Below are 24,564 nucleotides of genomic sequence, written 5' to 3'. Positions count from 1 at the left end.
TAATCAAGCCCCTATTCTTGACCTTAACGGCAGCAATAACCAAGTCGCTGGTTTCGCCCTCAGTGGTATCCTTGAAGATGACTGGTCAGGTTTTTCAGTAAGTAATGCGGGGGACATCAACGGCGACGGCATTGATGATGTAATTATTGGAGCTTACAAAGCCGACCTCAATGGCACAGATTCAGGGCAGAGTTATGTAGTATTTGGTAGCTCTAGTTCCTTCCCATCTAACCTCAACCTATCTACCCTCAACGGCAGCAACGGCTTCACAATTAACGGCATCGCTGGGGGTGACAACTCAGGCGTATCAGTAAGTAGTGCGGGGGACATCAACGGCGACGGCATTGATGACCTGATTATCGGCGCATTCAGCGCCGACCCCAACGGCGATAATTCAGGGCAGAGCTACGTGGTATTTGGTAGAAACAATGGATTTAGTTCCAGCATCAACCTGTCTCAACTCAACGGCAGCAACGGCTTTATTATCAACGGCATTGATGAATTTGACAACTCAGGCTTCTCCGTTAGCAACGCCGGAGACATCAACGGCGACGGTATTGACGACTTAATTATCGGCGCGAGATATGGCGGTTATTCAGGACGCAGCTATGTGGTATTTGGTAAGAACACTGGATTTAGTTCTAATCTCAACCTTTCTACTCTCAACGGTAGCAATGGTTTTACAATTAACGGTATTGTGGCGGGAGACCAATCAGGTAGATCAGTAAGTAATGCTGGAGATATCAACGGTGATCGTATTGATGATTTGATTATCGGTGCTGCTTTTGCAGATCCCAATGGCACAGATTCAGGGCAAAGCTATGTGGTATTTGGTAAAAGTAATGGATTTAGTTCTAGCTTCAACCTTTCTACCCTCAACGGCAGCAACGGTTTTATTATCAACGGTATTGCAGCAGGAGACGAATCTGGTAGATCAGTAAGTAGTGCCGGAGATATCAACGGTGATGGCATTGATGATTTGATTATCGGTGCTCCTTTTGCAGATCCCAATAGCACATCTTCAGGGCAAAGCTATGTGGTATTTGGTAAGAACACTGGATTTAGTTCTAGCCTCAACCTTTCTACTCTGGACGGCAGCAACGGCTTTACTCTTAATGGTGTTGCTCAAAATAACCACTCAGGTAGATCAGTAAGTAGTGCTGGTGATATCAACGGTGATGGTATTGATGACTTGATTATTGGTGCGCTAGATGCCAGCCCCAACGGTATTAGTTCAGGACAGAGTTATGTGGTGTTTGGCAGTCGTAGCACATTTAATTCTAACATAGAACTATCAAGCCTCGATGGTGTTAATGGTTTTAAAATCAATGGTATCAATGGTAGTGACTACTCAGGCGTATCAGTAAGTAGTGCGGGGGACATCAACGGCGATGGTATTGATGACCTGATTATTGGGGCTTTTGGTGCCGACCTTAACAATAGTGATTCAGGGCAGAGCTACGTGGTATTTGGTCATGCTGGTATTGGCTCTAGTGGGGTGGTGGAGTTATCGCAATTAGTGGGCAGTACCACCGACGGCATTGACTTCAGCACCACCTTTACTGGAACTCCTGTTTTAATTGTTGATACAGACCTCACCCTAGTTGATGCTAATTCAGCCAATTTAGTGGGGGCGACCATCACCATTACTAACCTCCAAGATGGTGTTAATGAAGTGCTTGCTGCCACAGTTACAGGCAACATCACCAGCATTTACAGTAATGGGGTTCTGACTTTGAGTGGTACAGGTACAGTTGCTGAATATCAACAAGTCCTCCGCACTGTGACTTACAACAACACGGCGACTACTCCCGATATTACTGTCAGGATAATCAAGTTTGTAGTGGATGATGGTGGTTCTAATTTCAACACTAGCACCGTGGCAACAACAAATGTTGTTATCAATCAAGCGCCCACAGACATCACCCTCAGTAACAACAGCGTGACTGAGAACGTGGCAGCCAACACTGTGATTGGTTCCTTCACCACCACCGATCCTGACGTTGGCGATACTCACTCTTACAGCTTAGTTGCTGGTGCTGGCGATACAGATAACAGTGTCTTCACCATTACCAACAACCAACTGAGCATCAACAGTTCCCCAGACTTTGAAACCAAGTCCAGCTATAGTATCCGGGTAGAAACCAATGACGGTAACGGTGGAACATACCAAGAAACTTTGGCAATCAATGTTCTAGATATTGGTGTTTTGAGTATTAATGATGTGTCTGTAACTGAAGGAAATACAGGTACTACTAATGCAACTTTCACCGTCAGCCTCACCGACCCCTTCGCTGGAACAGTTACAGTGAACTATGCCACTGCTAACGGTACAGCCTTCTCCACACCCTACGATTATACAGCCACCAGTGGTCAACTTTCCTTTAGTGGTGGAGAAACTACCAAAACTATAGATGTAGCGGTTCTGGGTGATATCTACGATGAGATAGACGAAACCTTCTCTGTCGTATTGAGCAATCCTACCAATGCCACCATCACCAAAGCTACTGGGGTAGGAACTATTGTTGATGATGATAATTCAGTTAGTATTGGTGAGACAAGTATTCTGGAAGGAAACAGTGGTCAGCAAAATCTGACATTCCTAGTGCAGTTGTCAGCACCTAGCAGTCAGGTTGTAATTGTGAACTACGCAACGGCAGATAGTACAGCTATAGCTGGCTTAGATTATATCGCCACCAGTGGCACTCTTTCTTTTTCACCTGGTAATACGGGGATGACAGTCAACGTACCAATTATCGGTGACACATTAGATGAACCAAGTGAGTCATTCTTCCTCAATTTAACTAATCTCAGTAATAATACTACTACTCAAGCGATAGGTACTATTTTTAATGACGATGCTGGAGAACCTATCACTTTAAATGGTACTTCTGGCAACGATCGCATGAATGGTGGTGTTACTGGTGAGATAATGAATGGCTTGGCTGGAAATGATATTATCAATGGCTTGGCTGGAAATGACACCTTAAATGGTGGTCCAGGGGCGGATGTTTTAACTGGTGGTCTAGGTGCAGATAAATTCCTGTTTGAATCTTTCTCTGATTCTCTACTGGGGAACTTAGATCGGATTCGTGACTTTAACCCAGGATTGGGCGATGGCGTTCCGCCCACCGGAGGCGATCGCATTAAGGTAGGAAACCCCGCATTCTCACCTACATCAGTATTTAATGTAGGCATACTAACAGCAGCTACTCTCACAGCAGCAACTGAAGCGGCTTATGCTGCGGCTGATAGCAATACAGGTTTAGTCGCCAACGAAGCAGGCAATCAATGTTCTAGATGTTGGTGTGTTGAGTATCAATGATGTGCCTGTAACTGAAGGAAATACAGGTACTACTAATGCAACTTTCACCGTCAGCCTCACCGACCCCTTCGCTGGAACAGTTACAGTCAACTATGCCACCGCTAACGGTACAGCCTTCTCCACACCCTACGATTACACAGCCACCAGTGGTCAACTTTCCTTTAGTGGTGGAGAAAATACCAAAACTATAGATGTAGCGGTTCTGGGTGATAACTACGACGAGATAGACGAAACCTTCTCTGTCGTATTGAGCAATCCTAGCAATGCCACCATCGCTAAAGCCACTGGGGTAGGAACTATCATTGATAATGATGACTCAGTTAGCATTAGTATTGGTGAGACAAGTATTGTGGAAGGAAACAGTGGTCAGAAAAATCTGACATTCCTAGTGCAGTTGTCAGCACCTAGCGGTCAGGTTGTAACGGTGAACTACGCAACGGCAGATGATACAGCTACAGCAGGCTTAGATTATATCGCCACCAGTGGCACTCTTTCTTTTTCACCTGGTAATACGGGGATGACAGTCAACGTACCAATTATCGGTGACACATTAAATGAACCAAGTGAGTCATTCTTCCTCAACGTAATTAATCTCAGTGATAGTACCACCGCTCAAGCTATAGGTACTATTTTTAACTATGATGGTGGACAACTGATCACTTTAAATGGTACTTCTGGTAATGACCGCATGAATGGTAGTGCTGCTGATGAAATAATTAATGGCGGAGATGGAAATGATATTCTCAATGGCTTGGCTGGAAATGATACCTTAAATGGTGGTAGTGGATCAGGGGCGGATGTTTTAACTGGTGGTCTAGGTGCAGATAAATTCCTGTTTGAATCTTTCTCTGATTCTCTACTGGGGAACTTAGATCGGATTCGTGATTTTAACCCAGGATTGGGCGATGGCGTTCCACCCACCGGAGGCGATCGCATTAAGGTAGGAAACCCCGCATTTTCACCTGCATCAGTATTTAATGTAGGGACGCTAACAGCAACTAATCTCGAATTAGCAACCTCAATCGCTTATGCTAATGCTGATGGTGGTACAGGTTTAGCCGCTAACGAAGCAGTATTCTTCGGGTTCAACCGCCGATTATATCTATCGGTGAATGACACAGATTCTGCATTCAATACTGGTTCTGACTTGTTGATTGAAGTAACTTCGATGATTGGCGCTCCCTCTACCTTGGGTACTCTGACACCAGGAGATTATTTCACCACTCTATAAATTAGGTTTCCAATTGTAGTTTATTATCCACTGGGGTTTCGTCGCTATCGGGTAAGTATTCCTGGGGTGTTGTAACCATAGCTTTCTGCTCTGTTACTTTATCTGCCTATCATAGTCTAATTTTTCTATGGTTAATCGCCTCGATCAAGCAGTATTAAGTACAACCCCATCTACAAAATTGTGTTCTCAAGTCGCCATAAATAATCCCCCAATTACCAGAAATTCCGGGTGGTCGGGGGTTTTAAATGTTGCAGCAAAAAGTGAATTTAATGTTATTAAACAGCTAATAGGTTAATTCTTTTAGTATGGAATGGTTAAGATTAGATGAAAATACAGAGGAAAAAGATAATTTATTTGATTTTGATATAAGTAATCCTTATTGGAAAAACCCATGATTCTTTGTCAAGTTCTATTGACCTTTCGTAATAAACCTGTTATATTAATTTACATAAGTTAACAAAAGCAGAAAAAACTATGTAAATTGTTATTTCCTAAGCTTCGGTATTGGTATCTAATGTCATTTAAACTTCTCCCATCTACCCCGGTTAGTTTCGCCGGGGTTTTTTGTATCATCGGCTTTCTGTTGCCTAACTATTTGTGATCACTCCCTAGAATAGAGTAATATTTTCACATTCAGGGCAAATTTGGTGATAAGTAATGGCCATTTGGTGGAAAAAGATGCAAAGGTGGTGGAGGAAAAATTTTAGAACACCAACTACAACAGAAGAAATTATCGCTATTTATAAAGCTTGGCCTAAAGACCAGGAATGGTTGGCTTTTAGACATTTCTTTTTATGGCAGAGGCTAAATTTATGGCTATGGTTAGCACTTATCTGTTTATTAACTTTTGCTTTACGCAATATTTATGACTTTTTCTTTCCCTTGCAAGAATTAGCTAAACTACCCCCAGCTATAAGAACTCAAGGACTAGGTATCAATTTTGCCTTACTGTTAATTGTCTTAATTTGCTTTGCCCTGCATAAAAATCAGTTTGGTCGTCGTCATCCAGGATGGTTATTTTTGGGATCATCTTGGTCTATTAGTTTATCTTCACAGTTATTTGCTACGTTGAAGGGTTTTGCCTTACCGGATACTCTTGGTTGGTCGCTGTTATTTTTGAGTCAAGCTACATTTATGCCAGTGCGTTGGCATCTCCATTTATTGTCTCAAGTGGGGGTATTGCTTTATTATTTTGGTATTAATACAGCCTTGAATTTGAATACAGGACTACCTAACCATCCAGAAATCTATAATGTGACTTTTATTTTGTACATTTTTTGGTTTTGTACTATATGTGACATTGGTGTTTATCTGTACGATCGCTTACAATGTTCTGAGTTCAAAGCCCGTCTACAACTAGAATCTACTAATCAACAACTGAAATTATTTATTCATGCCGTTTCCCATGATATGCGTAATCCGGTGTTGGGAACTACTATGGTACTTAATAATTTACTCGCACAGCAAGAGGATAAAATACTACTCCCTCGCTCAATTTTAGCACGAATGAAACAAAGTAGCGATCGCCAACTGAATTTAATTAATTCCTTAATGGAAGCCCATCTGAGTGAAGTGCAAGGAGTGTCTTTACAACTGCAACCGCTACAACTGCATCATATAGTTGAGGGAGCGATCGCAGACTTAGAACCAATTTTAGCAGATAATCAAACTATTTTAACCAATTTAGTTAACGCAGATTTACCCGTGATCAATGGTGATCCGACCCAATTATGGCGAGTATTTTCTAATTTAATTGTCAATGCCATCAAACATAATCCTCCCGGCTTACTATTACAAATAGACGCAACCCTAAAAACCAATCATATTTACTGTACCATCAGCGATAACGGTATAGGCATAAATTCGCAACAAAGTCAACGCATATTTGATCTTTATTATCGTGGCGGTAATCTTCACAAAGCAAGTATGAGTTTAGGATTGGGCTTATATCTGTGCAAGCAAATTATTAATGCTCACGGTGGAGAAATTGGTGTTAATAACATGATTGAATCTGGGGCAACTTTTTGGTTTACCCTACCCATTCATAGATATTAATCAATGATGATGATTTGAAAATCCAATAGTTCCAACTATAAGAATTAATTAGAGCAAATATCGTTGATTTGTCTATTTAACTAATTCCCTTTTGCACAAGATAAAGGTAAGCTAATTTAATGAATATTAAATAAAGATAAATTTGGGTTTTTGTCATAGATGGGTTAATTGGGATCAATGGTAATTGCTTCCAACCCATTAGGTTTTGCTGTAAATGATAGAGGTAAGTTCATGGATAAAATTCTGCTACAGACAGTTTGGTTAGTACCTTTTTACTCTTTAATAGGTGGGCTTTTAGCCGTACCTTGGTCGCCGGGAATTATACGGAAAACAGGGCCAAGACCGGCGGGTTATGTTAACTTGGTGATGACATTCTGTTCATTTGTGCATTGTGTCTTAGCCTTCCCCGCCACAGAAAATCATCCACCCCAAGAAATATTTATTCCTTGGTTGTCTACTGCTGGCTTAGATTTAAGTATTGCTTTAGAAATTTCCTCAATTAGTGTTGGGGCGTTAATTGTCATTACTGGTTTAAACTTTCTCGCCCAAATATTTGCTATTGGTTACATGGAAATGGATTGGGGGTGGGGACGTTTTTATTCCTTATTGGGATTATTTGAAGCCGGACTTTGCGCTTTGGTATTGTGTAACAACTTGTTTTTTAGCTATGTAATTTTGGAAATTCTCACCTTGGGAACTTACCTACTGGTGGGTTTATGGTTTAGTCAGCCGTTGGTAGTCACTGGTGCGCGAGATGCTTTTTTAACCAAACGGGTAGGAGACTTATTTTTGTTAATGGGAGTTTTGGGACTATGGACTCTCGCCGGTACTTGGAATTATACAGATTTAGAGATATGGGCGCGGACTGCTAAGGTAGATCCAACAATTATTACATTAGTATGTTTGGCCTTAATTGCCGGGCCAATGGGTAAATGCGCCCAATTTCCCCTACATTTGTGGCTAGATGAAGCAATGGAAGGGCCTGTTCCTAGTACAATTTTACGGAACTCGGTAGTAGTGGCTAGTGGTGCATGGGTATTGATTAAGTTGCAACCTGTGTTTAGTTTGTCAACAGTAGTTTCTTCAGCGATGGTCGCAATTGGGACAGTGACAGCCATTGGGGGGTCATTAATAGCGATCGCACAAATTGACATCAAACGCTGTTTATCCTACTCTGTTAGTGCATACATGGGCTTAGTATTCATCGCCGTCGGCACAGAACAAGACGAAGCAGCACTACTATTAGTCCTCACTCACGCCCTTTCCGCAGCACTTTTGGTCATGAGTACCGGGGGAATAATTTGGAATAGCATCACCCAAGATATTACCCAACTGGGTGGATTATGGTCACGTCGTCCCATTTCAGGACTCGCTTTTATTGTTGGTACTTTGGGGTTAATTGGCTTTCCCCCATTGGGTAGTTTTTGGGCATTATTCAAATTAGCTGATGGTTTATGGTCAACTCATCCTTGGTTAGTGGGAATAATCATTGTTATTAATGGTTTAACCGCCTTTAGTTTAACTAGAGAATTTGCTTTAATCTTTGGTGGAAAACCCACACAAATGAGCGAACGTTCCCCCGAAGCCCATTGGCCAATGGTACTACCAATGGTAATTTTATTAGGCTTTGTTTTACATCTACCTTTAGTCTTGCAAAGTTTATCATTACTTCCGAATTGGGCAAATTTAAATAAAGATGTGGCATTACTTTTAGTTTGGTCGAGTATTTTTGGTTGCAGCATTGCTGGGGTAATTTATTTAGGCAACATTCCTAAACCAATTCGTCTCCCTTGGCAAGGGTTACAAGATTTACTCGCTTATGATTTTTATACGCCCAAACTTTACAAAATTACCATCATTTTTGGCGTTGCCCAACTTGCAAAATTTGCCGATATAATTGACCGATTTGTTGTTGATGGCATCGTTAACTTAGTCGGTTTATTTTCCCTTATCGGTGGAGAAGGACTCAAGTATAGCACCACTGGGCAAACCCAATTTTATGCCTTAACGATACTTTTAGGAGTTGGTGTTTTAGGTGCATGGGTGACTTGGCCTTTTTGGGGAGTTCAGTTTTTAGATTTGATTTTTTAAATTTTGATCATGGATTAATAGATGACAAGGATTTGAAGTTTATCCAATCACGATCACGGATTTAATGGATTACACAGATGACAAGGATTTGAAGTTTATCCAATCACGATCACGGATTTAATGGATTACACAGATGACAAGGATTTGAAGTTTATCCAATCACCAATCACCAATCACCAATCACCATGTTAAGTGTTTTAATCTGGATTCCCATCCTAGCTGCGGCAATAATTGTTTTTTTTCCTGGTAAAACCATTCCAGCCAGTCGCATTCGTTTAACAGCATTAATCGTCTCTGGATTAATTCTTTGTTGGAATTTGTTCATACTTCGGAAATTTGACCTTACCAATCCAGGAATGCAATTTCAAGAATATTTACCCTGGAATGAAACTCTTGGTTTAAGTTATCAATTAGGAGTGGATGGGTTATCAATTCTCATGTTAGTATTAAATAGCCTTCTCACCTGGATTGCTATTTATAGCAGCGATAAAGAAACAGAACGCCCACGGCTTTTTTATTCGATGATTTTATTAGTCAGTGGTGGGGTTGCAGGTGCATTTCTAGCCCAAAACTTACTCCTGTTTTTCCTGTTTTATGAATTAGAATTAATTCCCTTTTACTTACTAATTTCTATTTGGGGAGGAGAAAAAAGAGGATATGCAGGAATCAAGTTTCTGATTTATACCGCCGTTTCCGGTGCTTTAATTTTAGCCACATTTTTAGGAATAGTTTGGTTAGGTGGTTCTCGCAGCTTTGCTGTTGAAGCAGTTTCCACCCAAAACATATCTGCTGGAATGCAATTAGTTCTGTTAGGGGGAATAGTCTTAGGCTTTGGGATTAAAATTCCCCTAGTTCCCTTCCACACTTGGCTACCAGATGCTTATGTAGAGGCTTCCTCACCCATAGCGATTTTGTTAGGTGGGGTATTAGCGAAACTGGGAACTTATGGACTGTTGCGATTTGGAATGGGGTTATTTCCTGACGCATGGAGTATTATTGCCCCTACTTTAGCAATTTGGGGAGCGATTGGGGCGATTTATGCCGCAGTCATAGCGATCGCGCAAAAAGACATCAAACGCATGGTAGCATATAGTTCAATCGGTCACATGGGCTATATTTTATTAGCTGCTGCTGCTAGTACACCTCTCGCATTAGTTGGTGCAGTTTCTCAAATGTTCAGTCACGGAATTATTCTCGCCATTCTTTTCCATTTAGTAGGAGTCGTAGAAGCCAAAGTTGGAACAAGAGAACTAGATAAACTCAATGGTTTAATGAGTCCGATTCGTGGTTTACCCCTAATAAGTGCCTTATTGGTTTTAAGCGGAATGGCCAGCGCAGGTATTCCTGGTTTAACAGGTTTTATTGCTGAATTTATCTCCTTTCAAGGTAGCTTTTCTATTTTCCCCATTCCTACACTTTTATGTGTAGTTGCATCTGGTTTAACCGCAGTTTATTTTGTCATACTTCTCAACCGTACCTGTTTTGGTAAACTGCAAAATGATTTAGCCTACTATCCCAAAGTTCTCTGGGTAGAAAAAATACCAGCCCTAATTTTAGCATCACTAATCGTCTTTTTAGGAGTACAACCAACTTGGTTAGTTCGTTGGAGTGAAAGTACAACTACATCAATGGTATCTGTAATTCCTACCCAAGAAAAAAACACCACCTCTCAATTTGCCCTAACAAAAACTTTAAACACCACAATTAAACCCCTTTAACCATAATAATCATACTTGGATAAGTAGGCTGGGCATTGCCCACCAAACAAACTCTACTACAGCGTAAGTCCTACCTTCTCTTCCTCTGTGAACTCTGCGCCTCTGTGGTTCGTTTCGTTTATTTACTCAAAACTTATAAAATCATCAACAAAAAATATCATGGTACAAACTCCAGAAAAATCAACAACTAAAATTCCTCCTTCTAGACACGAATTTGCCGATATAATTTATCGTCTAGAATCTGGCGGTTCAATGTTACCAGATACCCCAGAAAACCTGATGCAAATCATCGGTATCTATAAAGCTTATGCAGTACCGATGGATTTTTATTGGCGTGATTTACTCTACATTGCCGAACGGGAATTTTTAAACCCATTTCCCTTTTTTAAATACTTCTTACCCCAAGAATATTTAGAACGACATAATCATTATGCTGGTGACGATGCCGATTTAAGAATTTGGCGCGGTCAAGCTACAGCCCACCCAGAACTTTTGGCATTTATGGAGAAAGGGGAAACTTTTAAAATGCCCAGATTATTGCATCATTTATTTCATGATCGCATTAACATGGAGTTTGCCGAAGCCTGTATGCGGGCTATGTTGTGGCACAGAAAAATGTATGCCCCAGTTAACCAATTTGATGCTTATTTAGATTCAGAAGAATATAAAACTAACGCCGATAAAGCCATTAAAGCCTACTTTAAAAATAACCCAGTGATGATGGGAATGTATAAGCTATTCCCGGAAATGTTTTTAGAACAATGTCGGCAAATGTCTTATTATTCTAATCTGGGTTTGTTCTGGGAAGTCATGGCACCGGTATTTTTTGAAATGTCTGATATTTACGACGAAGGGGGATTTAAAGGCGTTCCCGACGCAATGAATTTTTTAGTAAATGGCATATTTGCGATCGCAGGTCGTCCCATTTATCATCATGTATATGTAGATGGACAATGCTATGAAATTATCCCTAAATCCAAAGGTTTTACCTGGTTATATGAAGCTGCTTTACCCTATGTAGAAGCCGTTTTTTACCGAACTGCACCTTTTAGGGGTACAAAATCTTACAACGCCCAAGCTAAACAAGTTCCAGAAGATCAAAAAGACTTCCATTATGGTATTCTTTACGCCGATGTTTTTCCTGTCGGTACTGCTGGTATTCCTCCTACGTTATTAATGCAGGATATGTTGCATTTTCTCCCCCCATATCTTGTTGATTATTACCAACAACATTGTCGAGGTGAAGAAGATATGTTGATTCAGTTGGGAATTAGTTTCCAACGTTCCATGTATAATGTTACTTCTGCGGTAATTCAAGCTTTAAGAACTGCCCTTTTATATCCTTTAGATGACCCCAACCCCAGACATTTACAAGCCAATCGAGAGTTTTTTGAAATGCAATTAAGTCGTTTTACTCTTAGTGCTGCTAGGTTGGGAGATATTCAACGCCAGGATTATAGATAAAAAATTGGGGGTGATTTCAACTATCATAGGACTTACGCACTGTACAAATTAATCATGATCTGCTTTCACCAAAATAGGTTGTTTCAGGTTGCGACTAAGCAGTGCTAAATCCCTACTTTGTATAAGAAAGATTTTTCAGTAATCTTTAAATCTTTTCAAATTGAATCACCTCTAAACAATTAACTACGTTTAATTCCTAAAATGCCTCTAGAATTACAACATCTCATCGGTGGTTACTCGGCTTTACCAATTATCCAAGATGTTAATCTATCTTTGCAAACTGGAGAATGGTTAAGTTTGGTTGGTGCTAATGGTTCGGGTAAGTCTACTTTACTCAAACTAATTAGTCGTCTGTTATCTCCCCAGCAGGGAATGGTATTATTAGATGGTAAGGAGATTCACTCCCAACCTCCTAATTTAGTTGCTCAAAAATTGGCACTTTTACCACAACAACAAACCGTTCCTGTTGGTTTAACGGTAAGGCAATTGGTTAGTTTAGGAAGAACTCCCCATCAACCTTGGTGGCAATGGGAATTAACTGTTAAAGATTGGCAAAAGGTTGAGGCAGCAATTAAAAAAACCCAACTGGAAAATTATAGCGATCGCTTAGTGGAAGAACTCTCTGGTGGTGAAAGACAACGGGCTTTTTTAGCTTTGGCTTTGGCACAAGAACCCAAGGTTTTATTATTAGATGAACCGACTACTTATTTAGATATAAATTATCAATTACAATTATTAGAGTTATTAAAAAATCTCAATCAGCAGCAAGAATTAACTATAGTTACAGTTTTACATGAATTAAATTTAGCCGCCCGCTACAGTTCCCGGATTGCTTTATTAAAACAGGGTCAAATTTGGGAAGTTGGTACGCCGGAAAATGTGTTAACTTCAAATAATATTGCTCAAGTTTTTGGTGTGGAATCTGTGATTATTTCTACTCCTGTGGGTTTACAAGTTTGTGCAATTTCTTCTGTTTAATTAACTAACCACAGAATAAATGATCCGGATTAACTAACCACAGAGGCGCAGAGAACGCAGAGGAATGAGGGTTTGAGAGATTTTTTGTGTTACAAACTGAAAACAAAAAATCAAGCAGCAACGGTGTTTCATCTCCTGCCTGCTGCTATATCTCCCCCTAGCCCCCCTTCCCTACAAGGGAATGGGGGTTTTAAAGCCTCTCCCCGCGTCGGGGAGAGGTTTGGAGAGAGGTTTATTTATACATGAAGAACTTTTAAAACATCCTCTAAATCAGACGCTAAAATTTACCTGCAAAATAGCATCATTGAAATCATTGTCCCCTCCACCAAACAAGTCTTCAAAGCCAAAGAGATTTTCACCCAGGGGGGTGATATGTTGACGCTGGTCGGGGTTGGCTGCACCATAAGAGAAGAAGGTATGAATCTGCCCATTAGCAAGGTTTTCGGGGTTTGTAGCCAGAAATTGATCGACAGTAGCGTTAGCAATTAGGAATAATCCAAAGTTACTGGCACTAGGTAAAGTTAGAGTGTCAGTTCGCACCGTAAAATTATCCGGCGTACCCACAATTAAACCTGATGCTTGGGCGCGTTGCAAAGCGGCCGCAGCATAACCTGTTTCCCCTGGTTGTAGTAGACCAATTCCACCAGTTAAATCGTCTATTTGATAGAGTCCAATGGTGTTTTGATAACTTCCTCCCCGTCCATGGGTGACACTGGCATTAATGGTGCTGCTGGGATCTAGTCCGGGTGAGAGTAACAACGGTGTACCAATGGCAAATTTGGCAAGGGAATTACCGTTATTACTAAAGGTGAGTTCCAATCCTTGGCTACCTTTGGAGTTAATTTGGAATTGATCTTGTTGTTGGGAGGTGTAGGTTTGTGTGCCAATTTTTAGATAAAATTCTAAACCTGTACCAGTTAAAGAACTCAACCCACTGGGAGAAGCTACAAGTGAACCAAAGAATTGCCGTTCGCTGCTGGTGAGGGTATTGAGGGTGATAGTATCTAAGGTGGTGGTGAGGGAAGAATTATTACCCCCAGCTTGATTTTGCAGGAGGACGAGCGATCGCCCTTCGGCAGTCTTTACACCTAATTCATACTCACCGGGTACGGAAATCGCCCACAGTTGGAAGTTAGCATCAACAGCATCAGGGAGGAAAACGGTTTCTAAACCATCTTGTTCCACGACTAATGGTAGGGGTGTATGGGATGGGTGAGACGCTGCTATAGCTGCACTTACTACCTGAATTTGTTCGTTAGCGGTGGCTTCGACCAATATATCCAGAATGCTATTTAAGGAACTAATGCGATCGCTCTTTTCTTCTGCTAATTTTGCTACCTGAGATAATCGCTCTTCTGTAATTCCTCCTAATTCGCCTGCTGCCTGAATAATATCGGCGATGGTTTGGGAATCCTGGAGATTGAGTACAGGATCGTTAGGTTCAAGAAACTGCCCTGTAGCACGGGCAATTAACCAAGCTGCTTCCTCTCCATCCTCAATTCCCGCACCTTGTAGCAGTTGTCCCCCTAGCTGATAGAGTAAGGTGAGTTGATTTTCTAAGTTCAAAACCTGTTTACCTACATCATCATTGCCCCCTGCGTAGGAGTTGAGATCGAGGTCTTGGGGTAGTCCCAGGGCGGTTAAAACTCGTTGATTGGCTGTATCGCTTGCTACTACTTGAGTTTCGACTGCTAAGACCAAGGCCAGCAAAGTAGGAACATCGGCAAAGTCTTGAATCCGTGATTGCCAGTTGTTGAGTAGACGATCTACTTCCTCGGCATCAATTAAACCACTTCCCAATTGCTGCAATACGTTACCCAAATCGAATTGAACGGCTGCTTTGATGGAGGTGAGAGTATCCACAACTGCTGATGATTCTGTGTTTTCGGCTACTCGTTGGATGGTTTTAATGCCGATCGCGATCGCCCTAGCTAAAACATTTTCTACCTCTGGGGAATCTGCGTTAATGAGGGGAGATACCAAATAAGTTTTCACCGCAGACACATCATCACCTTGAAAATCCAGACCATTGTTATAAATAGCCAGTGCGATCGCCCCAGTTACTTGATCAGTCAGTGCCGCAGCAGTTTTGCCCGTTACCGCAGACATATACTGGGTCAAGATGGCAATCATACTCTGAACGACAACATGAGTAGTGTAAACTTTAGTGCCATTTGGGTCGCCATTGGCGATCGCCAACAAAGGATCAAATTGTTGGAGGTTGATACTATCAGGTAATTCCAAAGCAGATTTAACTTTAGTGCCAGCTTCAGCCAGTTCTACACCTTCCTCCTTGAGTTTTTGCAAAAGGCTAGTTAGAGGGGTAATCATCGTTGAATTGAAGGGAGCAAACAAAGGCGTACTGATGGGGATACCTGTGGCAGTATCTACCCCATCGACTACCACCAACCGTCCATCTTCCTCGTCAATTTCACCATTGCGGTTGCGATCGTAGGGAATCAAGCCTACATTCAAATTAAAACTACCATCATCTTGAGTTACAGTCGAAGGTTCGCCTACATCCAACAATCCGTTAAAATTAGTATCAAAGAAAACCGTTCCCCCCTGCAAATAACTCTGACTGGCTTTTCCACCAAAGCCGAGTTCTTTTAACAGAGTGTTCACATCCCACAATTTAAATGTGGCAACATCAACATCTAGAACGGTTTCCATCACTTCTATCAAACCCAAATCAACACCGACTTGGATCTTAGCGTTGAGAAAAGCTTCAATTGCCCCAGTGATATCTAAAACACTGGTATTACCAGAAAACAAAGGAGATAATTCCGAATATCTCACCTTACCATCACTTTTACCCGTGTATTCGCCCCCATCTATAAAGTCTATTTTTACATCATTGTCAGTTTGGACACCGCCGGTAACTTGGGCTTTAGCGACTATGGCATTTAATTCAGCCCCAATGCCAATCCCAAAGGATGCCCCCAACTCGTTCACATCTTTACCATTTTCGTTCACATCTCGCAGGTAAAGACCATCCAGTAACAAGTCAACTTGGGAAAGGTCAAAATCTGCATCTTTCCACAGATTCAACCCGTAATCATCATAGGCCAGGTAAAGATGGGAATTAAGACCCATATCAATTTCTAACACGGCATTTACTCCCAAGCTAGGTAAAATGCCAAAGGGACCGATTTCCGTTAAGTCAAGATTAATGTCAAAGTCTAAATCAGGCATATCGTAGATCAAAAAATCTACGTTTTCTTCACCCAGCAACAATTTTGCCACGCTGGTAAAGTCGGTGAGTAGGGGAATAGATAAGCCATCAATCTCAAAAATGCGCTGGATTACGGTTTTTAGATCATCACTGGCTAGGGGACTGGTAAGAATACGGTCGATGACGTTGCCTGTAGGTGCTAAATCTGCTAGACTAAAATCAATAGATCCATCTTCCACAGCCGCTTTTACCTGTACATCTAAGTTACCTATATCAATCAGCAAATTATCATCAGCCACATAATCATTCACCACTCTCACCACATCAATCAATTCGTTGACTGCATCTAAAAATTCGTAGAAATCCAGTGATGCACCATCATCAAAGCCTTTAAAACCGGCATTTTGTAAAAAATCATTGTCGCCACTTTCGTCATCAACACCGATTAGTTCCAGTACCATTTCCATCACTGTCACTTTGCCGTCGTTGTTGGTGTCAAAAAGTGGATCTAGTCCCACGGCTGAAAGAAACTTGGTGTCGGTGTTGAGGGTGTCAATAATTGGGTAAATGGGTTCGAGAATATTATCAATTAGACCTATGTATTCTTTGACGTAACCTTGCACAAGGGATTGGACATCTATGGCGGCGTTTTCTATGCTTAACCCAAAATCAGTCACAGCACTAACAGCATTATCAGCATAGTTGAATAGAGGCATATCAGCGATCGCTAAATCAAATTCTAAACCGGGGAATAGATCGGTAATGCGATCGTCGGGACTAGCTGAAAGTAACAATTTAGCAAAACTACTATCTGTAAAATTATAGTTAATGCTGTCAAAAAAGTCTTGAATGGGTTGGGTGTTAAGGGTTTTAAGTTCATCTGTGTTCAAGGCTGTGTCGCTACCACCGATGGTAATGTTGTAATCTAAATCTAGATCAATGCCATTGTCGGTAAAGTCTACACTCAGTCCATTTATACTATCTAACCCCGTTAAGTCCACATCTTGGAAGGTAATGGAGGGGGTGAAAACGGTATTGGTGGTGTTGAGGTAGTAACCTGTGGTTTTATTGATGCCAAAACCTAGTGTAAAATCATAAATCACATCGGTTAGAGCTTCACCATTGACTCTTAAACCAAGGGCAGGTGTTCCCAAATCCTCACTCAGAGGGATAGTTACATCGTTGTAGGTGACGCGGAAGGAAGCGGTGAAAGGGGTATCTGTACTGTTGGGGGTGTAATTAATGGCAATATTAGAAACGCTGCTACCCAATTGTTCTGAGAGAACGTCGCGGAAAATTTGATCTAACTTCCAAGCTGTGAGATTAGTTGTAGTCCGAACCGCACTACTGATTTCATCGGTAATTAAATCAAAGAAGTTAGGTAGAGAACTAGCAGCACCAATGAGAGGTAGAGAAGATTCTGTAAAACCCGTAGCGATCGCATCTAAACTATATTCTAGTCCTAAAGCTGTGTTGACACTGTTAAAGGTGCGATCGATAATGTTCACCGTTTGGGGTGTCACCGTCAAACTGGCATAATTAGTATCAGTGGTCGTGAAACTATAGGCAATTGTTGTACTGTGGGTAGCATTACTCTCAGCTACATTTTCGTCCACACCGGTCATTGTCACAGCTTGGAGAACAGACCAAGTATCTGGTGTGAAAGTTTTAGAAGCGATCGCCCCCAACTGACTATCACTGGTAAAATTAACAGTAACGTTGCTAGTTGGTTCACTTAAGAGCGAAACATAGAAAGTATTAGTTCCCCCTTCTTTCACCACCGGAACATTCCCCGGCTGGATTACCTTCAGCCCTGGTACATCATTATCAACTATCGTCAAACTACTAGATGTTCCATCCCCCAAAGTGTAACCAGTACCGGAAAGTATCTGTACAGTGACGCTTTCAGTTTCCGTCAGAAAATCATCAATACCAAAAACCGTCAAAGTCGTGCTAGTCTGTCCAGGGGCAACACGAACCGTTCCAGTTTGGACAATTGATTGATAATCACTACCATTAGTTGCAGTGCTAGTGGTGACAACTTGGTAAGCTACTTCCAACCCCGTTGAACCCACAGAACTATCCGCCGCATCACTCAAAAAGATCGTAAAATAACCAGGAGCAGCTTCTTCCGCCGCATTTTGAGAAGTTTCAATTGTGGCAATGGGTACATCTGTATCAACAATGTTAACAGTAATTGTGGACGGGGCAGTTAAAGCAGCGTAGTGATTATCAATGATGCTAATTTGATCAATCCCCACACTATTGTCACCACCATAGCTATTTAACCCTGTAAAACTCAGGGTATAATCACCTGCTGCGGGTACATCAAGCACCGCACTGTAGCTAGTCCAAGCCGTGTTGGACGTTTCCCAAGTTGTTTGAGAGTTGACCAAAACTGTCGTATCATCCAGCTTAATCGTTACAGGGTTTCTCTGTCCCTGACGGGATGCCGCTTTCCAAGTCAGCGTATAGCTACCCACTCCAGGAAAAGAAACAACTTGACTGAGGGTAGATGTGCCTTGAATACTTACCCCTTGAGTACCTTCGGGAACTGTGGTATAATTCCAAGCCGAATTATTGGCAAACAAAGCCGGTCCCTGGGTACTATTACCTCCACCTTCCCAGAGAAATGCGGCTTGTTGTTCCGCAGTCATATTGCCAAAATAAGTGAAGCCATTGGCAGATGTGTCTTCAAAACCGGCATTCAGCACACCAGAAACACTCTCCACAGTAAAGCTAATCTGGCTGCTGTGGTTATATTCAACTTTACTATCTTCCACAGCCAACACTGTCACCGTTTGGGGAATACTCCAATTACTCTCATCAAAACTCAGGGTAGCTGCGATTCCTGGACGATGATCAGCAAACTGAATTTCCCCGTCGCTGGGAGTCATGGTGATATTGATTTCTGTCAATGGTTTTGTAGACAGATAGACTTGATAAGTGCTTAACCCACCTTCTTGGCTACTATCAGTTACTTGCTTCACCTGAATGGCCGCATTATCATTGTCTTGGTTTTGAACTGTAATATCATCCACCACCAAATCATCATACTTACCATCGCCACTGACAACGGTACTAATGATCTGATAACTCACCGTATCATCATCAGTTTGATCATCTTGGGGAGTGAGGCTGAAGGTCTGAGCAACATTCCAGTTGTCGGGGGTAAAATAAAGAGAGACAACTTCTTGACCTGTTTGCAAATCAGCAGAGAGTAAGCCTTCATCAGTATTGTTACTACCAAGGTAAAGAATAACTGTATCCGTTGGTTGACTGGTGAGTTGAGCAGAAAAAGATAAAGCAGTGCTGCTACCTTCGCTAGTGGTGTAGGTTTTACCAGAAATAGATTGACCAGAACTATCAGTAATTGTTACTCCCGCCGTGTCGTTGTCTTGTATGGTGAAAGTAACGCTGTTATTTTGGGCAATTTGATAGCCTTGATTGGTATTCAGGACGACGGTAATTGTTTCATCCCCTTCGGCAATGTCGTCGCTGTAGGGAGTCAGGTCTAAGGTAGCAGATTGACCAGGGAAAATAGTGATTTCACCACTAGCGAGGTTTTCGTAAAAGTCGATTGTCCCGGCTAAATTACCCATCAATAAATCAGGGTCGGTATCGCCATCAATATTTACTAGAGTGGGGATAGGATGGTCAGGAACAGTGATGATACTGCTGCGAGTGAGAATTTCATCATTTTGGATAAACACCGGGCTAGAAACCGTTCCCGTATTTAACCAATACTGAATTACTCCACCGGATGACCCACTGTTAATATTGGCATCTCCGGCGATAATGGCATCAAAGTCACCATCATCATCTATATCACCAAAGGTAATGGCAGAGCGACTATTCACATTTACGCTAGTGAAAATATTATCACTACCTGTAACTTCTGTAAATATTGGACTCGTCTCACTGCCTGTATTTCGGTAAAATTTGATTATCCCCTGGGCTGTACCCGTGAATAAATCCAAATCACCATCAGCATCAATATCCACTAACACGGGTGTGCTATAAGTTCCCACATCAACGCTAGATAGAGGATTGGCTGTTCCAGTTTGTTCGGTGAAACTGGGGGTGCTAACTGTTCCTGTATTCTTGTAAAAACGAATTGTGCCGTCGCTGCTACCCAAGAATAAATCCTCATCTCCATCTGCGTCCATGTCGCCAAAAGCCGGGGACGTGTAGCCGGGGGAGGTAGAACCGTTGAGGTCAATAGCACTCAAAGGGTTGCCAGTGGTTTGTAAAGTGAAGGTGGGTAGTCCGATGCTGCCTGTGGTTTCTACAGAAGTGTTTTTGTAATAAACAATAGTACCATAATAAGTACCAACAAAAGCATCGCGATCGCCATCGTTATCTAAATCCACAAAAGCCGGGGCGCTGTAACTATCTATATCTGCACTATTGAAAGGGTTGTCTGCACCAACTTGTTGATTAAATAACGAAAACGGCTGATAATCTACCCCTTCCGTTGCTGCATTACCCGCTTCTGGTCCGGTTAAAACAGAATAGCGAACACTAACGGCATTTCCTGAACTACCTTCACCGACGCTAATAATAAATTTACCAGGGTTTCCAGCATCTTCAACAATTGTACTGCTCCCAGAAATGGCTATTTGCGCCAATGGGTCTGTGGCCAGGTTATCATCATCAGCAACGGTATTATTAACCACGTCGCCATTAATATCGTTATTGGTAATGGGCAGTAACTCATACAAACCATTGTAATTACCATCGCTGCTGGTGGTTGTAACTGTGACGCTGTAGCTAACATCCCCGTCAGCGCGGTTGTCTGTTAAACCCGCAACTGTGAGGTTTTGGTAACTATCCCAATTATCGGCAGTGAAGGTTAAACTGGTAGCAGAAAAACTGTTTTCGGTGGCATCAATAGTGGCGCTGTCAAATGTTAAGGTGACATTGGCTGTAGGCTGACTATTCAACCGCACCCGCAGCACGGAACTATCCCCTTCTTCTGTGAGTAAAGTAGTAATACCTGTGTCTAAGATATTGGTAGTGATAGGTAAGTTAATGGTCTGATTGTTGTAGACAGCATTAATTTGGTAAGTAAAATCCGCCGTTGTGTTGGTAGCTAAGTTAGAAATTGCTACATTTTGGGCAGAGTTCCAATTATCGCTGGTGAAGGTCAAACTCTTGCTGGTAGCACCACTGGTTAAACCATCGGCAAAGGAGACAGTAACATTGGTGGTGGGTTGACTAATCAAACTCACACTCAAACTAACTGTTTCATCATCTACTGAGATTACCTTAGCATTTATTAGATCATTGGTAGTAGCGATTGTCCCTGTAGTTTGAGGAGTGGCAAAACTTAATCCAGCCGTATCATCATCGCTCAAAGTCATGGTGGCGGTAGATGTGGCACTATTGACAATGTAACCTGTTCCTGCTTGCAAAGTGACAATCACAGTTTCAGCACTTTCGGCCAAATCATTATCTAGGGTTTGCACCGCCAGAATGACGCTACTTTCCCCTGCTGCTACTTCTAGGACACCGGAGAGGGCTGTATAATCACTACCCGTCGTAGCAGTGCCTGTAACAGTATAACCAATCGTTAAACCGCCACTGGGAGCAGGATTGCTGAGTGTAACTAAATAATTTCCTGGTGTTTGCTCCCCTTCGTTGGCATTAGTTGACAGAGAAATGCTAACCGTAGGAGTAATATTGGGTGTGCCTGTTTGTCCTTCCGTTGGTTGCAGAGTGGGTACACCGTCATCAGGTTTAACTGTGATGCTGCTAGAAATGCCATTATAGACAGTATCTGTACTGGTGGTGCTAATAGCCAGAGTCTTGCTACTGGTAATATTGCTCAGGGTAACGCTTTGGGTATCATCCCAATTGCTGGTGGTGAAAGTTAAGGAAGTTGTATCTACTTTAACTGTGACACTGGCAGTAGGTTGGCTGGTAAGTTTAACTTTGTAGGTAACTTGACCGCTAGAGTTGGCTTCTAGGAGATTGGTAGAGGTGACAGCTTGACCGTAGGCATCTAAAACGGCTACCCCTTTGGTATAATGACCACTATCTGTAATATTCACCGTGGCGGTTTTTGTTGTCCCTAAACCGTAGGTGGGTGCAGTGGTGCTATCTGTGAGTAAAGTGATAGAAATGGTTTCTGTGGATTCAGCGATCGCATCCGGTAAAGCACTCAAATACAACCGCGCTGAATTAGCACCTTGGGGAATATATACCACATTTTCCGCACTACCGCTACTATTTAACCTTCCCTGGGCATTAAGATAATCGGTAACTTGGGTAGCTGTTCCCCCTGTAATTTGGTAATACACCCGCAACCCGGAGCTATTGGTAACATCTGCACTCAGGCTCAAATCTACATAACCAATAAACCCACCTGTGGTACTGCCTTCAGCTAAATTCTGCACTGTGGAAACACTCACCACTGGCTCATTATCTGTCACCGTTAAAGTTGTGGAATTTTTGCTCAAATCCACCCGGTAGGTGCTGGTAACGGCAATATTATTAACTGTTGTATAGGTAGAAGAAGGTAACAGCGTCAGGTTAACAGTTTCGCTAGGATCATAGTTAAAATCATCATTAGCAAAGACATAAATAGTTTTACTAGATTGATTCAGAGCGATCGAAATCGTTCCTGATCCGGCAGAACCAATGCTCCCATTACTGAGATTATTGTCATCATCTAAAATTACATCACTGGTTGCTCCGGTGAGACTGTAAGCTAGGGTAAAAGCAGTCGGGGCTGTTGTATTGAGAGAAATAGTAAACTGTCCCGTTGCTCCTCCCTCCACTGGATTAACCAACCCAGTTGAACTAATGCTAACTACGGGAGTTGTATCTTGAATAGTTAAAGTCGCACTGGATTTAGTAGAGTCAACCGTATAATTATTGCTAATACCATTACCAGTGAGGGTGAGAATTACCGTTTCGTTGGGGTCGTAGTTGGTATCGTTAATGGGGGCAATGGTAATGGTTTTAGAAGATTGTCCAGTAGAGAAGGTGGTGCTTCCTGACAAGGTATAATCGGTGTTATTGGTTGCCGTCCCGCTAACCGTGTAATTAACAGTTGTACTTGTATAAGCTCCCTCATCTAAAGTAATGGTAAAAGTCCCACTACTCCCACCTTCCACCGGATTACTACCCGCCGTGATACTAGCCTTTCTTAATTCGTTTTCATACCAATAAATATCATCTTCGCCTTCCGTTGCGGCAGCAATATCAGGAAAGCCGTCATTATTAATATCCCCAGCATATACAGCCGTAATACCATCTAAACCAGTGTTGATACTGTAAAAAGTAAAAGAGCCACTACCATTATTGGCGTACCAGTAAAGCACATCTCCAGAATCACTGTTACCTTCCCCAAAGACGAGATCAATATCTCCATCTTGGTCAATATCCTCAGCATCTAATTGATATACTCTAAAACTAGCAACCGTTGTTGGTCCACTAAAAGAGCCAGAACCATTGTTTTTCCAGTAACGTACCCCATTTTCAGCAGCAATAATAATGTCATTGTCGCCGTCGTTATCTATGTCCGCAGCTACCACATCCCAGACAGCGTAACTGGTGCTAAGGGTGGTGGCTGTCCAACTTGTACCGTTACCATTATTTCGATACCAAGTTAACTCATTATCCCCAGCCGCAACTAAATCTAAATCGCTATCTGTATCAAAGTTTGCCCCGAAAACAGCCCGCGCTTCACTGAGAGAACCATCCAGAGTTATACTACTAAAATTACCTCCTGAAGTTTGTCGCCAGATTCTCACATCGTCATCATCTTCAGTGACAACGGCAATATCAGGAAAACCATCTGTACCAAAATTGCCAACAAATATTTTAGTAGCACCCATAGCGCTATTGGCAATTCTATTACTACTCCAAGATGTTCCCATTCCATTGGTGTTGTAAAAGATGGTGACATCATCATCACCATTTTCTGCTGTCACTAAATCAATATCGCCATCTTGATCTATATCAGCTGCATACACAGCATTACGACCACCTCCTAAACCGCCTGTCACCTCAAATATAGTAGTGCTAATGGTGCTATTACCGTTATTCTTATGCCAGATCAAGTCATCATCATCATATCCAGAAGAAACGGCAATAATTTCTACATCTCCGTCTTGATCCAAGTCTGCGGCTGTAACACCAGTTGGGTATGAGAAGTTGCTGTTAACTGTGGTTCTAGTAAAATTTACGGCCATGATTTTATCCTCAAAGATTGTTTAACTTGAAACCCATATAGCTAGAGATTGTAAGAGTTTAAGGCATTGGTGATTTGAGGTATGAAGATGATTTTCAATAGACATCTCCAGAAACTAAATATGCTTTATCTACAACCTTTGTAGAGACGTTCCATGGGTAGGGATTCTCGTCTCTACATTCTTTTTCACCAGAGAGGTTATATAAAACATCTGTACACCTAAATTCATACTTGGTTTCAGCAACACTGAGTTTAAGATGCTTTTGACTTCAGCACATCAACCTTATGTACTGTGTATCTGGTACTTTAGAGCTATATCTTTTT

At 41.8% G+C, this 24,564-nt stretch carries 8 protein-coding genes; 7 read left to right on the top strand and 1 reads right to left on the bottom strand.

The features are described from left to right. The 7 genes from VB711_RS19525 to VB711_RS19495 form a co-directional block, all read left to right on the top strand. Window positions 1–3,325, top strand: a 3,325-nt coding sequence (locus tag VB711_RS19525) for a beta strand repeat-containing protein (protein ID WP_323287908.1), incomplete at its 5' end; no start/stop codon positions are given. Beyond that, complete coding sequence (locus VB711_RS19520; protein WP_323287907.1) at window positions 3,309–4,556, top strand: Calx-beta domain-containing protein; 1,248 nt, start codon at window positions 3,309–3,311, stop codon at window positions 4,554–4,556. The genes VB711_RS19525 and VB711_RS19520, both read left to right, overlap by 17 nt. A 678-nt stretch (window positions 4,557–5,234) precedes the next feature. Further along, window positions 5,235–6,611: a HAMP domain-containing sensor histidine kinase gene (locus VB711_RS19515; RefSeq protein ID WP_323287906.1), complete on the top strand. Its 1,377-nt coding sequence runs from the start codon at window positions 5,235–5,237 to the stop codon at window positions 6,609–6,611. 231 nt (window positions 6,612–6,842) lie between these two features. Beyond that, the gene (locus VB711_RS19510; RefSeq protein ID WP_323287909.1) at window positions 6,843–8,702 is read left to right on the top strand and encodes an NAD(P)H-quinone oxidoreductase subunit F; all 1,860 of its coding nucleotides are present in this window, start codon (window positions 6,843–6,845) and stop codon (window positions 8,700–8,702) included. 185 nt (window positions 8,703–8,887) lie between these two features. Then, a complete protein-coding gene (locus VB711_RS19505; RefSeq protein ID WP_323287905.1) occupies window positions 8,888–10,420 on the top strand; it encodes an NADH-quinone oxidoreductase subunit M in 1,533 nt (510 codons plus the stop codon). Window positions 10,421–10,579: 159 nt separating this feature from the next. After that, entirely contained in the window at window positions 10,580–11,884 is a 1,305-nt protein-coding gene (locus VB711_RS19500; protein ID WP_323287904.1) for a CO2 hydration protein, read from the top strand. Between the two features lie 201 nt (window positions 11,885–12,085). After that, window positions 12,086–12,862, top strand: a complete 777-nt coding sequence (locus VB711_RS19495) for an ABC transporter ATP-binding protein (protein ID WP_323287903.1) — start codon at window positions 12,086–12,088, stop codon at window positions 12,860–12,862. A 270-nt stretch (window positions 12,863–13,132) separates the two neighbouring features. On the opposite strand, the gene VB711_RS19490 is transcribed toward VB711_RS19495, so the two are convergent. Beyond that, on the bottom strand, window positions 13,133–24,241 hold the full coding sequence (locus VB711_RS19490) for an FG-GAP-like repeat-containing protein (RefSeq protein WP_323287902.1): 11,109 nt from the start codon (window positions 24,239–24,241) through the stop codon (window positions 13,133–13,135). Between the last annotated feature and the right edge of the window lie 323 nt (window positions 24,242–24,564).

Source organism: Cronbergia sp. UHCC 0137, from assembly GCF_034932285.1.
GTDB lineage: Bacteria > Cyanobacteriota > Cyanobacteriia > Cyanobacteriales > Nostocaceae > Cronbergia.
Note: the sequence above shows the minus strand (reverse complement) of the source record. Positions and strands in the feature narration are given on the sequence as shown.

What these genes read in the sequence shown, in the direction of transcription:
- VB711_RS19510 (WP_323287909.1), top strand. Translation starts at nt 6,843, where the DNA reads ATGGATAAAATTCTGCTACAGACAGTTTGGTTAGTACCTTTTTACTCT.
- VB711_RS19505 (WP_323287905.1), top strand. Translation starts at nt 8,888, where the DNA reads ATGTTAAGTGTTTTAATCTGGATTCCCATCCTAGCTGCGGCAATAATT.
- VB711_RS19495 (WP_323287903.1), top strand. Translation starts at nt 12,086, where the DNA reads ATGCCTCTAGAATTACAACATCTCATCGGTGGTTACTCGGCTTTACCA.
- VB711_RS19515 (WP_323287906.1), top strand. Translation starts at nt 5,235, where the DNA reads ATGCAAAGGTGGTGGAGGAAAAATTTTAGAACACCAACTACAACAGAA.
- VB711_RS19490 (WP_323287902.1), bottom strand. Translation starts at nt 24,241, where the DNA reads ATGGCCGTAAATTTTACTAGAACCACAGTTAACAGCAACTTCTCATAC.
- VB711_RS19500 (WP_323287904.1), top strand. Translation starts at nt 10,580, where the DNA reads ATGGTACAAACTCCAGAAAAATCAACAACTAAAATTCCTCCTTCTAGA.